The organism is Comamonas sp. HJ-2, from assembly GCF_053615495.1.
The window spans coordinates 55,953-68,794 of sequence record NZ_JBSIFD010000007.1 but is presented as its reverse complement, the minus strand read 5'-3'; the positions used below and the strand labels follow the sequence as shown (position 1 = coordinate 68,794).

The window sequence follows — 12,842 nt, the reverse complement described above, 5'->3', positions numbered from 1 at the left end:
TTCCTCAATAGCTCAGTCGGTAGAGCGCCGGACTGTTAATCCGTAGGTCCCTGGTTCGAGCCCAGGTTGAGGAGCCATTCAAAAGCCTGTATGCATTCATACAGGCTTTTTCTTTTATCTGCTCAGGCAGCTCTCACCACGCCCACCGAAGCACCCACGGGCGGCGCATCCACGGCGACGGCCTTGTGTGCAGAGTGAGGGACATAGGGATAGTGATGCGGCACCACGGGAATATGCTGCTCGCCCTGCTCCCAGGCTCGCAATTCATCTTCCAGTCGGGCAGCACGTTCGGCGTACATCTGAGCGGAGGACTGGTAGTACTCTGCCGCGATAGTGTGCTCCAGAACAGCCATGCGCGCCTCTTGCAGATAGGCACGCGTACGGCGGATATAGCGCGGTTCGGAACGTCCAAAACCGAAGATCTTGCCGAAAAACATGTCCAACCTCCTTTTCCGGTAACAACGCAAATCCGTCACGACTCCTCAACCGATGGAGCAATGTTGCCAGCGTAATGTCTCCGGTTCAAGACATCTGTCCCACAGCAAGAGTTCGCCTCGTAGGAGGGGCGCCCGCCACTTGCGGCCGCCTACCCAAAGCCGGCGCCAGACAGGGCTTGAGACACTGCCATCCTGTCACAAAGCCCAACTCAAGAGTCAATCAGACACATTGTTCGGGTATTTCCGGTAGCCCCTGCATTGCCCGACGGGCAAAGACCTTCCCCTCGGATTGAGGATCTTCATGGCAGCCATGCTCCGGGGCCCAGCTCGATGCCGACCGCCGCCTGCCCAAATAGCAATAGCAATGCCCACCTGCTGCCAACCCCAGCCCGCCCATGGGCTGCGGCAGGCAAGAACACCCGCCATCAAGACGGGATCGCCCCAGAGTTCAATGCTGCGTCCCTCGCCCCGCAGACAAGCACAAGCTCGCGAGTCAGTTGTCCTGCAGGAAGCTCAGCACCCCTTCGGCCACATGAACACCAGAGGACATACAGGCCGTGAGCAGATAACCGCCCGTGGGGGCCTCCCAGTCCAGCATTTCTCCTGCACAGAAGACGCCAGGCAGAGCGGCACACATCCCCCGCGCATCCAGAGCCTCCAGACGAACTCCGCCTGCAGTGCTGATGGCCTCATCGATGGGGCGCGGCGCGATCACCGTCAAAGGCACCGCCTTGATCGTGGATGCCAGGCGCTTCATGTCTGCCATGCCATCCTTGCCAAGCACCTCATACAGCAAACCCGCCTTGATGCCATCAAGCCCCAGACGCCCTTTGAGATGACTGCTGAGACTGCGCGAGCCGCGCGGCCGCATCACCTCCTGCTCCACACGCTCCGCACTCCACTGCGGCAACAGATCCAGCTCGAAGCGCGCAGCGCCCTGGCGGGCAATGCAGTCCCGCAACAGGGAGGAGACAGCATAGATCAGACTCCCCTCCACCCCGGTCTGCGTCGCAACAAATTCACCCTGACGCTCAAAGCCGGCACCTTGCTGGTCCGCAAACTTCAAAACCACCGACTTGAACGGCTGCCCGGCAAAGCGCTGAGCAAAGACCTCGCTCCAGCCGGCTTCACGCCCTTGCGGCCAGCCCACATCAAAGCCACAGTTGGCCGCCTGCAACGGGGCAATGCCCACCCCCTTGTCCTGCAGCAGCGAAACCCAAGCGCCGTCCGAGCCCAGACGCGCCCAGCTGCCGCCGCCCGTCGCCAGCACCAAAGCTTTGCAGCCAATCTTGACCCTGGCACTTTCTGTCTGAAGAACGGGCTTGCCATCCTCTGCCCAGCCGACCCAGCGGTGACGCATATGAAACTGCACGCCCTGCGACTTCATACGCACCAGCCAGGCACGCAACAGCGGCGCTGCCTTCATATCCGCAGGGAACACTCTTCCGGATGTCCCCACAAAGGTATCAAAACCCAGCTCTTTGACCCAGGCCTGAAGTTCGCTCGCACCCCACTTTTCGAGCCAGGGAGTCAAATCTGCAGAGCGGCAGCCATAGCGAGTGACAAAGCTCGAGAACTCCTCGGAGTGCGTAAGATTGAGGCCGCCTTTGCCGGCCATGAGGAATTTGCGAGCCGCCGAGGCTTTCGCCTCGAACACTCTGACCGACAAGCCGGCCTTTGCCAATTGCTCGGCTGCCATCAAGCCCGCAGGCCCGGCACCGATCACAGCCACATCACAGACCCATTCGGAATCGGCCATCAAGGGCTCCGAGACACTCATACTTCTACCACCTCAATCTGCCGGCAGCCACCGGCCGCCAAAGGGTGCGCAGAATACCACCGACGGCATTTCTGCAATATTGCGGGCACTATTAGCGCGATAGCTGCAAACAACCAGCCACACACCGTGGCGGGAGATGAGTTTCTGTCACAATCAACTCACTAGGCGAATAGACCGCCTACCTTTTTGATTCAAGAAAATCCAGGACTACAAATGGCCAGCGAATTGATCAAGCACATCACGGATGCAAGCTTTGAGTCTGACGTACTGCAACCCGGCACGACCGTGCTGGTGGATTACTGGGCTGAATGGTGCGGCCCTTGCAAGATGATCGCCCCCATCTTGGACGATGTGGCCGAAGGCTACAAAGGCAAGGTGCAGATCGCCAAGATGAATGTGGACGAAAACCGTGAGATCCCTGCCAAGTTCGGCATTCGCGGCATTCCCACATTGATGTTGTTCAAGGACGGCCAGCTGGCCGCCACCAAGGTTGGCGCTCTGAACAAGACGCAACTGTCCGCCTTCCTCGACCAGCACATCTGATGCATTCAACAAACAGAGCTCCCAATGGAGCTCTGTTTGCTTCTGGGCACCCGCTGCCCACGCCCATTTGCATCTGCTACAGACCCCGCACAGGTTGCAGATGACAAGTCCTCGATAAATTGCTTGCAAGCTGCGTCAGTTTTCCTGTCATAATGTATGAACCGCCGGCCACCGCATGGGACCGCGCTGGATTTTCTTCAGGCAAGCCTGCCCACTTTCACAGTGTCTCGTTAGGCTCTACGCCTCCCCCCCTGGTTATTCTCACTCCACGCTTGGAGTCATTTCATGCACCTTAATGAACTCAAGGCACTGCACGTGTCTGAAGTCTTGAAGCAGGCCGAAGCGCTTGAGATCGAAAACGTCGGTCGCATGCGCAAGCAGGAACTGATGTTCGCCATCATCAAAAAGCGCGCCAAGGCCGGTGAACAGGTCTTTGCCGACGGCGTGCTGGAAATCCTGCCCGATGGCTTCGGCTTTCTGCGTAGCCCCGATACCAGCTACACCGCCAGCACCGACGATATCTACATCTCGCCCAGCCAGGTGCGCCGCTTCAACCTGCACACCGGCGACATGATCGAAGGCGAAGTGCGCATCCCCAAGGATGGCGAGCGCTACTTCGCACTGACCAAGCTCGACAAGGTCAATGGCAATTCGCCCGAGCAAAACAAGCACAAGGTGCTGTTTGAAAACCTGACCCCTCTGTTCCCCAAGGAACAGATGCGCCTGGAGCGCGACATCAAGGGCGAAGAGAACATCACCGGCCGCATCATCGACATCATCGCCCCCATCGGCCGCGGCCAGCGCGCGCTGATCGTGGCGCCGCCCAAGAGCGGCAAGACCATGATGATGCAGAGCATTGCGCACGCCATCACCGCCAATCACCCCGATGTGCACCTGATGGTGCTGCTGGTGGACGAGCGCCCCGAAGAAGTGACGGAAATGCAGCGCTCGGTCAAGGGCGAAATCATCGCCTCCACCTTCGACGAGCCTGCCACCCGCCACGTGCATGTCGCCGAGATGGTGATCGAGCGCGCCAAGCGCCTGGTGGAGCTGGGCAAGGATGTGGTCATCCTGCTGGACTCCATCACCCGTCTGGCCCGCGCCTACAACAACGTCGTGCCCTCGTCGGGCAAGGTGCTGTCCGGCGGTGTGGACTCCAACGCCCTGCAGCGCCCCAAGCGCTTCTTCGGCGCCGCCCGCAATGTGGAAGAAGGTGGCTCCCTGACCATCATCGCCACTGCACTGGTCGACACCGGCAGCCGCATGGACGAAGTGATCTTTGAAGAATTCAAGGGCACGGGCAACAGCGAACTGCACCTGAATCGTCGCCTCTACGAGAAGCGAGTCTTCCCGGCCATCGAGCTCAACAAGAGCGGCACCCGCCGTGAAGAGTTGCTGCTGCCTCCCGAGATCCTGCAGAAGACCCGCATCCTGCGTCAGTTCATGTACAACATGGACGAGATCGAGTCCATGGAACTCATGATCAAGAACATGAAAGCCACCAAGAACAATGTGGAGTTCTTCGACATGATGCGTCGCGGCGGCTAAGCCCTTCGTGCACCGAAACAACAAAGCCCCGCCTCGCGGGGCTTTGTTGTTTCTGGCGCTTGACTCCATTGCTTGACCTAGCTCAAACTGAATTGCGAGCCGCCCCCCAATACTAGGGATACACATCTATACAAATCTTGCGATAACCGGAAGCCAAAAGCTTTCAAGTCGCAGGTTCTGCATTCATGGCCCCTTCAGCAAATCGCACACCACCCTACAACACCACACCGATGCGCCTGCTGGCAGCAGCCACATTGCTGACAGCGCTGGCAGCCTGCAGCCCGACGGTGCCGATGCTGCAGCCACAGGCCCAGGCCAAGCTGCCGGACAAGTGGCCTCAGGAGTGGACAAAAAAACAAGAGAACGCTGCGCCAGCAAATACGGCATCGATTGCCTGGCAAGACTTCTACCTTGACCAAAATCTGCAGGAACTGATTCGCGCAGCTCTTGCCCACAATCAGGACCAGCGCCTTGCATTGCTGCGTGTGCAGGAGGCCCAGGCTGCCTATGACATACAGAGTGCTGCGCGACTGCCGACGATCGGCCTGGGCAGCAGTCATGGCAGAGCACGTGTTCCCGCCGACCTCAACGCCAGCGGCCGCTCCGTCGTCGCCGGCGATCAGCAAGTCTTTGTCGGCCTCAACAGCTGGGAACTCGATCTTTGGGGCCGTGTCAAAAGTCTCAGCGAGGCTGCTTTGGGCAATTATCTGGCGCTGGATGCCACGCAACATGCGGTTCAATCCAGTCTCGTCAAGCAGGTCGCACTGAATTATCTGGCTCTGCGCAGTCTGGATGAGCGCCTGGCCCTGACCCAGCGCACGATTGCCAGCCGAGAGGAATCGCTGCGCATCTTCAAGCGCCGCACCGAGGTGGGCTCCACCTCTCGCTATGCGCTCACGCAGGTACAGACTCTGGTTCACCAGGCCAAGGCCATAGGTACCCAGCTGGCACAGCAACGCGCGCTGCAGGCCAATGCACTGCAGCAGCTCACGGGGATGGATGCAGACCGCTTGCCGCAAAGCAGCTCCACCGCCGTGATCCTGAAACCCATTCCCGAAGGCCTGCCGTCCGATCTGCTGACACAGCGCCCCGACATCATTGCCGCCGAGTACGGGCTGCAGGCGGCCAAGGCCAATGTGGCCGCCGCACGCGCCGCGTTTCTGCCCCGTATCGCGCTGACCGGCAGCTGGGGCACGGCCAGCGCCGAACTCGACGGCCTGTTCAGAAGCGGTAGCCGTGCCTGGCAGTTTGCTCCCACGATCTCGCTGCCGATCTTTGACGGCGGCCAGCGCCAGGCCAACCTGAATCTGCAGGCCGTGCGACAGAATATGGCGATCGTCCAGTACGAAAAAACCATAGAGACAGCAATGCGCGAAGTGCTGGACGCGCTGTCCAGCCGCACCATGCTCGAACAGCAGCTCGTGGTGCTGACCGAGCAGCGCGCTGCACTCAAGGAACGCGCCCGACTGGCCCGGCTGCGCTATGACCAGGGAGCCTCGCCCTATCTCGATGTGCTGGATGCCGAACGCGACCTGCTGAGTGCCGAGCAGCAACTGGTTCAGGGCCGCGAGGCCCTGCTGTCCACCCAGGTCGCTCTCTATGCCGCTTTGGGTGGAGGCTACTTTGCTCAAGGCCAGAGCAGCACCCCCAGCCCTGCAGCCCTCCAACCTTGACCTGCGAATCCATGTCCATGAACAAGAAATTGACCATCGCCGCGCTCATCGCTGCCGCCGCCGCCCTGGGCGCCTATGGCTGGCAGCAATGGCGCAGCGCACAGGCCTCCGAAGGCCTGGTCAGCGGCAACGGCCGCATCGAAGCCACCGAAATCGACGTCGCCACCAAATACGCCGGCCGCATCGCAGAAATCCTGGTGCAGGAAGGCGAGTTCGTGAAAGCCGGTCAGCCACTGGCGCGCATGCAGATCGAGAGCCTGCAGGCCCAGCAGCGCGAAGCCATTGCGGGCCGCGAGCGCGCCTCTCATGCAGTGACCTCGGCGCGTGCCGAAATCGCGCTACGCGAAAGCCAGTACGCTGCCACCATGGCCACGGTGGCCCAGCGCGAAGCCGAGCTGGATGCAGCGCTGCGCCGCGTCAAGCGCTCCGAGACACTGGCACGCGAAGGTGCTTCATCGGAGCAGGAACTGGACGACGACCGGGCCCGCGTGCGTGGCGCCCAGGCTGCGCTCAAGGCTTCCCAGGCACAGGCCACGGCCGCCAAGGCGGCCATCGACGCTGCCAAGGCCCAGACCATAGGTGCGGAATCGGCGGTGACGGCCGCTGCCGCCACCGTCCAGCGCATCGACGCCGATGTGAAGGACAGCGAACTCACCGCCCCGCGCGATGGCCGCGTGCAATACCGACTGGCCCAGCCCGGCGAGGTGATCGGCGCAGGCGGCAAGGTGCTGAACATGGTGGATGTCTCGGACGTCTACATCAGCTTCTTCCTGCCCGAGACCGTGGCAGGCCGAGTGGCCCTTGGCACCGAGGTGCGCATCGTGCTGGATGCGGCTCCGCAATATGTGATTCCGGCTCAGGTGTCCTTTGTCGCCAGCACCGCCCAGTTCACACCCAAGACCGTGGAGACGGCCAGCGAAAGACAGAAGCTGATGTTCCGCGTCAAGGCACGTATTGCACCGGACCTGCTGCAAAAGCACCTGACTCAAGTCAAGACAGGCCTGCCCGGTGTGGCCTGGATCAAGCTCGATAAAGAGCGCGAATGGCCGGCCAAGCTGGAACTGCGCACCGGCGACGCTTCGGCCTCGTGAACGTTGCGACCCCATTTGCCATGACCCAGCATGTAGCCACCTTGCGCGATGTGACGCTCGCCTACGGCAAGACGCAGGCGCTGCGCGGACTGAGCCTGGAGATTCCTGCAGGCATCATGGTCGGCCTGATCGGCCCTGACGGCGTGGGCAAGTCAAGCCTGTTGTCTTTGATTGCCGGCGCGCGTGCCCTGCAGGGCGGCGAGATACAGGTGCTTGACGGCGACATGCGCAGCAAAAAGCACCGCGATGCCGTCTGCCCCCGCATTGCCTACATGCCTCAGGGCCTGGGCAAGAACCTCTACCCCACACTGTCGGTGGAAGAGAATCTGCAGTTCTTCGGCCGCCTTTTCGGCCATGACGCGGCCGAGCGCCGGGCGCGCATCGACGATCTGACCCAGAGCACCGGACTGCAGAAATTCCTCTCCCGCCCTGCTGGCAAGCTCTCGGGCGGCATGAAGCAGAAGCTGGCGCTGTGCTGCGCCCTCATCCACGACCCCGACCTGCTGATTCTGGACGAGCCCACGACCGGCGTGGACCCGCTGGCGCGCGCGCAGTTCTGGGATCTGATCAACCGCATCCGCGGCCAGCGCCCGCAGATGAGCGTGATCGTGGCTACGGCCTATATGGACGAGGCCCAGCGATTCGATTGGCTGGCTGCCATGGATGATGGCCTGATTCTGGCCACCGGCACCCCCGCCGAGTTGCTGGAGCGCACCGGCATGCCGGCGCTGGAGGCCGCCTTCATCGCCCTGCTGCCCGAGGAAAAAAAGCGCGGCCATGCCGCCGTGGTGATCCCGCCGCTGCAGACCAGCGATGACGACATCGCCATCGAGGCGCGTGATCTCACCATGCGCTTTGGCGATTTCGTGGCCGTGGACCACGTGAATTTCCGCATTCGTCGTGGCGAGATCTTCGGCTTTCTGGGCTCCAACGGATGCGGCAAATCGACCACCATGAAGATGCTGACCGGGCTGCTGCCTGCCAGCGAGGGCGATGCCTGGCTGTTTGGCAAGAAGATCGATCCGCATGATGTGGCCACGCGCCGGCGCGTGGGCTATATGTCGCAGGCCTTCTCGCTCTACGGCGAGCTGACCGTGCTGCAGAACCTGGTGCTGCACGCCGAACTCTTCCACGTGGATCCGACCGAGATTCCCGCGCGGGTCGAGGAAATGCTTACCCGCTTCGGCCTCACCGAAGTGCGCGAGACGCTGCCCGGCAATATTCCGCTGGGCATGCGCCAGCGCCTGTCTCTGGCCGTGGCCATGGTGCACAAGCCGGAGCTGCTGATCCTCGACGAGCCCACCTCGGGCGTGGACCCCGTGGCTCGCGATCAGTTCTGGCGCTTGCTGATCGAGCTCTCGCGCCGCGACCGCGTGACCATCTTCATCTCCACGCACTTCATGAACGAAGCCGAGCGCTGCGACCGCATGTCCATGATGCATGCGGGCAAGGTGCTGGACAGCGACAGGCCGGCAGCACTGACCGCCAAGCGCGGCGCGGCCACACTGGAGGAGGCCTTCATCGGCTATCTGGTCGAGGCCTCGGGCGAGGCAGCGCCCGTGCTTGATATCAAAAAAGAAGCTGCCACCGCTGACTCAGCCTTATCTTCAGCATCAAAAGTATCTGATACTAATACAGATAAAGCGCAGCAAGCTCCTGTTTCCGACGCGCACAAAGGCCCTGACTTCAGCCTGCAACGCTTGTGGAGCTATCTGTGGCGCGAGTCGCTGGAGCTGCAGCGCGATCCCGTGCGCGCCACCCTGGCTCTGGTGGGCTCGCTGGTGCTGATGGTGGTGATCGGCTTCGGCATCAGCATGGACGTCGAAGACCTGAAGTTTGCCGTGCTCGACCGCGACCAGAGCACCATCAGCCAGAACTATGTGAACAATCTCGCAGGCTCGCGCTATTTCATTGAAATGCCTCCCATCCAGGACTACGCGGACCTGGACCGGCGCATGAAGAGCGGCGAGCTGGCGCTGGCCATAGAGATACCGCCCGGTTTTGGCCGTGATGTGCTGCGCGGCTCGAAGGTTGCCGTGGGTGCCTGGTTCGACGGCGCCATGCCCCAGCGCGGCGAGACCGTCAAAGGCTATGTCCAGGCCATGCACCAGCTGTGGCTGGTGCAGCAGGCGCGCGAGCGACTGGGCGTGCAGCTGGCCAGCCAGGTCAGCCTGGAAACCCGCTTTCGCTACAACCCCGATGTGAAAAGCCTGCCCGCCATGGTGCCGGCTGTGATTCCGCTGCTGCTGATGATGCTGCCCGCCATGCTCACGGCCCTGGCCGTGGTGCGCGAAAAGGAGCTGGGCTCCATCGTGAATCTGTACGTCACTCCCGTGACCCGCATCGAGTTTCTGCTGGGCAAGCAGCTGCCTTATGTGGTGCTGGCCATGCTGAACTTCTTTCTGATGTGCGCCATGGCGGTATTCGTGTTCGGCGTGCCCATGACCGGCAGCTTTCCCCTGCTCGTCATGGCCGCCCTGCTCTTCAGCGTCATTGCCACAGGCATGGGACTGCTGGCCTCTGCCGTCACCAGCAGCCAGATTGCCGCCATGTTCTTTGCCATGCTGGGCACCTTGATTCCGGCCACGCAGTTCTCGGGGCTGACCGATCCGGTGTCCTCGCTCGAAGGCGCCGGTCGCTGGATCGGCGAGATCTACCCTGCCACCTATATGTTCGCCATCAGCCGCGGCGTCTTCAACAAGGCGCTGGGCCTGCACGATCTGGCGCCTACCTTGCTGCCGCTGCTGATCGCCGTTCCCGTGATCATGGGCGTGGCCATCTGGGCTCTGCCCAAGCAGGAGAAGTGATGAAGCTCCCCCTGAGCTGCTGCGCAGCTTCCCCCTCTCTCACTTCGTGGGAGGGGGACGACACCTTCGCTGCGGGGCGGCCCTTGCTCGGTGTCTCAGCGTTGGGCCTGCGCTTGTTCAAAGCATCTTCTGCTTCACGGCACATCTTGGATTTTTGCGATGTTGCATAGCCTGAAAAATATCTGGCGCCTGGGCGTCAAGGAACTGTGGAGCCTGTGGCGCGATCCGGTGATGCTGGTGCTCATCGTCTACACCTTCACGGCCTCGGTGTACACCGCGGCCACGGCCATGCCCGATACGCTGCACAAGGCGCCGATTGCCATCGTCGACGAAGACCAGTCGCCGCTGTCCGCACGCATCAGCTCGGCGTTCTACCCGCCTCAGTTCATGCCGCCGCAGATGGTGGATTTCAGCCATGTGGATCCCGGGCTGGATGCAGGTGACTTCACCTTCTCGCTGACCATTCCTCCCAACTTCCAGCGCGATGTGCTGGCCGGCAGAAAGGCCGAGCTGCAGCTGAACGTGGATGCCACGCGCATGAGCCAGGCGTTCTCCGGCAGCGGATACGTGCAGCAGATCGTGCTGGCCGAAGTCAACGAGTTCGTGCAGCGTCACCGGGGAGCCAGCGCACTGCCCGTGGACCTGGAGCTGCGCGCCCGCTTCAACCCCGGACTGAACAAGATATGGTTCGGCGGACTGATGCAGATCATCAACAACGTCACCATGCTCTCCATCATCCTCACGGGCGCGGCGCTGATCCGCGAGCGCGAGCATGGCACCATCGAGCATCTGCTGGTCATGCCCGTGACGCCGACCGAGATCATGCTGGCCAAGGTCTGGTCCATGGGAGCCGTGGTGCTGCTGGCGGCAGGTGTCTCGCTCAATCTGGTCGTGCGCGGCGCGCTCAAGGTGCCCATCGAAGGCAGTCTGCTGCTGTTCATGGCAGGCTCGGCCCTGTGCCTGTTCGCAACCACGGCCATGGGCATCTTTCTGGCCACTGTTGCGCGCAGCATGCCGCAGTTCGGCCTGCTGATGGTGTTGACGCTGCTGCCGCTGCAATTGCTGTCTGGCGGCATGACACCCCGCGAATCCATGCCCCAGCTGGTGCAGGATGTGATGCTGTTCGCTCCCACCACGCATTTTGTGGAGCTGGGTCAGGCGATTCTGTATCGCGGCGCCGGCATAGAAACCGTGTGGAAGCCCTTTCTGTGGCTGGCGGGAATCGGCGCCGTGCTGTTCTGGCTGTCGTTGATGCGGTTCAGAAAAACCTTGTCGAGCATGGCCTGAGTTCTGGCCGGGCGCCGCAGCATCCATGGAGGGCGTATCGCCGGTTTCGGCTGAAAGTTTTTTCCTTCCAACCCCAAAGCCTCGGCCCATGCCATTCACCACTGAAGAACGCCAATCACTGCTTGCCCTCAAAGGCGTGGGCCCAACGGTACTGAGCCGGCTGGAATCCCTTGGCTACGGCTCATTTGCGCAGTTGCGTCAGGCCAACGCCCTGGACATCGTCGCCAAGGCCTCGGCCCTCACCGGCTCCAGCTGCTGGAAGAACAGCCCTCAGGCACGCTCGGCCATCCAGGCAAGCATCGATGCGGCCAGGCAGTGTCCGGCGCAAGAGAGCGAAGCCGGCACACAACCGTCCAACCTCAGCTCTGTGCCGCCATGAATATCTGCATGGCGTTTCAAGCCCGGCCGCCACTCGATGCGCATCAAGATGACTATGAATCCGCGAGAATTCGCACCGTATCGCGAGCGGCCACCCACTCCTCATTCGTGGGTTCAACCCCCACCAGTACCCGGCTGTCTGCGGATGAGATGACTGGTGCATGGGCTGCATTGGCCTGGTCATCCAGCCCCAGGCCCAGCCATGCCAGATCGGCGCAGACGCGGGCGCGAATCTCCTCGCTGTGCTCGCCAATGCCCGCCGTGAACACCAGCATGTCCAGCCCGCCCAGCGCAGCGACCAGAGAACCGATCTCGCGCACGATGCGGCGTACAAAGAGGTCCAGCGCGATGCGCGCCCGCTCGCCAGCCTCACCTGAATCCCGGACATGGCGCAGGATCACGCGCGGCTCGGACGAGATGCCCGACACGCCCAGCAGCCCCGAGTCGTGATAGAGCAGACGCCCTACCTCTTGAAGCGTCAGCTTTTCGATCTCCATCAGATAGAGCACGGCCCCCGGGTCCAACGCCCCGGTGCGGGTGCCCATCATCAATCCGTCCAGGGCCGAGAAGCCCATGGTGGTCGCCACGCTTTGCAGCTGCTGCATGCCGCACAGACTGGCGCCGCTGCCGAGATGGGCGACGATGGTGCGCCCCCTGGCCCTGTCGCCATGACGCTCGGCCAGCGCGGTCGCCATATAGGCATACGAAAGTCCGTGAAAGCCATAGCGGCGCACGCCGCGCTGCCACCATTCGTAGGGCAGTGGCAGGATCTGCTCCACCTTGGGCAGGCTGTGATGAAAGCCGGTATCAAAGCAGGCAATCTGCACGATGTCGGGCCGCTCGCGCAACAGGATCTCGATGGCCTCCAGCGCAAACGGCTGATGCAGCGGTGCCAGCGGCACATAGCTGCGCAAGTCTCGCAGCACGCCTGCATCGATGCGGATGGACTCGAAATACTTGCTGCCGCCATGCACCACCCGATGGGCGATCGCCGCCACGGGCCGGTCCTCGAGCCGAGCCGTGATGCGCTCGCGGATGATGCGCAGCGCATCGCGATACGGATGCTCTGTGTCCAGTTCAATGGCAAAGGGCTGGACGCCGGTTTCTCCGAAGTCGGGACCGGGCCCGCCAATCCCCTGCACCTTGCCATTCCACAGAGGCTTGCGCGGCAGCGGGTGAGCGGCCTCGAATACGGCGAACTTGATGCTCGAGGAGCCGCAGTTCAGGACGATGATGACGGAATTGCTCATGCCAGGGCCTTTGTCTGCCGACGGGACAGAGACTGCAGCGTTTGCCAG

Annotated in this window: 10 protein-coding genes and 1 tRNA gene; 8 read left to right on the top strand and 3 right to left on the bottom strand. The window is 62.1% G+C overall.

Annotated features, from left to right (window positions below; translation table 11 throughout):
* Window position 1 precedes the first annotated feature (1 nt).
* Window positions 2-77 (top strand) — tRNA-Asn (locus ACWGXF_RS07925).
* A gap of 45 nt (window positions 78-122) precedes the next feature.
* Here the strand turns inward: ACWGXF_RS07925 and ACWGXF_RS07920 are convergent.
* Both ACWGXF_RS07920 and ACWGXF_RS07915 read right to left on the bottom strand, forming a co-directional pair.
* Window positions 123-437, bottom strand: coding sequence for a hypothetical protein (locus ACWGXF_RS07920; protein WP_003067300.1), 315 nt, complete (start codon window positions 435-437; stop codon window positions 123-125).
* 493 nt (window positions 438-930) lie between these two features.
* The gene (locus tag ACWGXF_RS07915) at window positions 931-2,217 is read right to left on the bottom strand and encodes a TIGR03862 family flavoprotein (protein ID WP_256630918.1); all 1,287 of its coding nucleotides are present in this window, start codon (window positions 2,215-2,217) and stop codon (window positions 931-933) included.
* A 213-nt stretch (window positions 2,218-2,430) separates the two neighbouring features.
* Between ACWGXF_RS07915 and trxA the strand changes: the two genes are divergently transcribed.
* The 7 genes from trxA to ACWGXF_RS07880 all read left to right on the top strand — a co-directional run bounded on the left by trxA (window position 2,431) and on the right by ACWGXF_RS07880 (window position 11,545).
* On the top strand, window positions 2,431-2,760 hold the full coding sequence (gene trxA, locus ACWGXF_RS07910; RefSeq protein ID WP_003053480.1) for a thioredoxin TrxA: 330 nt from the start codon (window positions 2,431-2,433) through the stop codon (window positions 2,758-2,760).
* 285 nt (window positions 2,761-3,045) lie between these two features.
* Window positions 3,046-4,308 carry a transcription termination factor Rho gene (rho, locus tag ACWGXF_RS07905; protein ID WP_012839098.1) on the top strand — a complete coding sequence of 421 codons (1,263 nt, stop codon included), beginning with the start codon at window positions 3,046-3,048 and terminating at the stop codon, window positions 4,306-4,308.
* A gap of 230 nt (window positions 4,309-4,538) precedes the next feature.
* On the top strand, window positions 4,539-5,981 hold the full coding sequence (locus tag ACWGXF_RS07900) for an efflux transporter outer membrane subunit (RefSeq protein ID WP_202789014.1): 1,443 nt from the start codon (window positions 4,539-4,541) through the stop codon (window positions 5,979-5,981).
* An 11-nt stretch (window positions 5,982-5,992) separates the two neighbouring features.
* Window positions 5,993-7,072 carry an HlyD family secretion protein gene (locus ACWGXF_RS07895; protein WP_452101827.1) on the top strand — a complete coding sequence of 360 codons (1,080 nt, stop codon included), beginning with the start codon at window positions 5,993-5,995 and terminating at the stop codon, window positions 7,070-7,072.
* 20 nt (window positions 7,073-7,092) lie between these two features.
* Window positions 7,093-9,879 carry a ribosome-associated ATPase/putative transporter RbbA gene (gene rbbA / locus ACWGXF_RS07890; protein ID WP_256630920.1) on the top strand — a complete coding sequence of 929 codons (2,787 nt, stop codon included), beginning with the start codon at window positions 7,093-7,095 and terminating at the stop codon, window positions 9,877-9,879.
* Window positions 9,880-10,038: 159 nt separating this feature from the next.
* A complete protein-coding gene (locus ACWGXF_RS07885) occupies window positions 10,039-11,166 on the top strand; it encodes an ABC transporter permease (RefSeq protein ID WP_087865570.1) in 1,128 nt (375 codons plus the stop codon).
* An 88-nt stretch (window positions 11,167-11,254) separates the two neighbouring features.
* Window positions 11,255-11,545, top strand: coding sequence for a Pathogenicity locus (locus tag ACWGXF_RS07880; protein WP_052263545.1), 291 nt, complete (start codon window positions 11,255-11,257; stop codon window positions 11,543-11,545).
* A gap of 52 nt (window positions 11,546-11,597) precedes the next feature.
* Here the strand turns inward: ACWGXF_RS07880 and ACWGXF_RS07875 are convergent, their stop codons facing one another.
* The gene (locus ACWGXF_RS07875) at window positions 11,598-12,794 is read right to left on the bottom strand and encodes an acetate/propionate family kinase (protein ID WP_039048846.1); all 1,197 of its coding nucleotides are present in this window, start codon (window positions 12,792-12,794) and stop codon (window positions 11,598-11,600) included.
* Window positions 12,795-12,842: the final 48 nt, after the last annotated feature.

Excerpts from the sequence above, each read along its gene's own strand:
- ACWGXF_RS07920 (WP_003067300.1), bottom strand. The coding sequence starts at position 437 with ATGTTTTTCGGCAAGATCTTCGGTTTTGGACGTTCCGAACCGCGCTAT.
- ACWGXF_RS07915 (WP_256630918.1), bottom strand. The coding sequence starts at position 2,217 with ATGAGTGTCTCGGAGCCCTTGATGGCCGATTCCGAATGGGTCTGTGAT.
- trxA (WP_003053480.1), top strand. The coding sequence starts at position 2,431 with ATGGCCAGCGAATTGATCAAGCACATCACGGATGCAAGCTTTGAGTCT.
- rho (WP_012839098.1), top strand. The coding sequence starts at position 3,046 with ATGCACCTTAATGAACTCAAGGCACTGCACGTGTCTGAAGTCTTGAAG.
- ACWGXF_RS07900 (WP_202789014.1), top strand. The coding sequence starts at position 4,539 with ATGCGCCTGCTGGCAGCAGCCACATTGCTGACAGCGCTGGCAGCCTGC.
- ACWGXF_RS07895 (WP_452101827.1), top strand. The coding sequence starts at position 5,993 with ATGTCCATGAACAAGAAATTGACCATCGCCGCGCTCATCGCTGCCGCC.
- rbbA (WP_256630920.1), top strand. The coding sequence starts at position 7,093 with ATGACCCAGCATGTAGCCACCTTGCGCGATGTGACGCTCGCCTACGGC.
- ACWGXF_RS07885 (WP_087865570.1), top strand. The coding sequence starts at position 10,039 with ATGTTGCATAGCCTGAAAAATATCTGGCGCCTGGGCGTCAAGGAACTG.
- ACWGXF_RS07880 (WP_052263545.1), top strand. The coding sequence starts at position 11,255 with ATGCCATTCACCACTGAAGAACGCCAATCACTGCTTGCCCTCAAAGGC.
- ACWGXF_RS07875 (WP_039048846.1), bottom strand. The coding sequence starts at position 12,794 with ATGAGCAATTCCGTCATCATCGTCCTGAACTGCGGCTCCTCGAGCATC.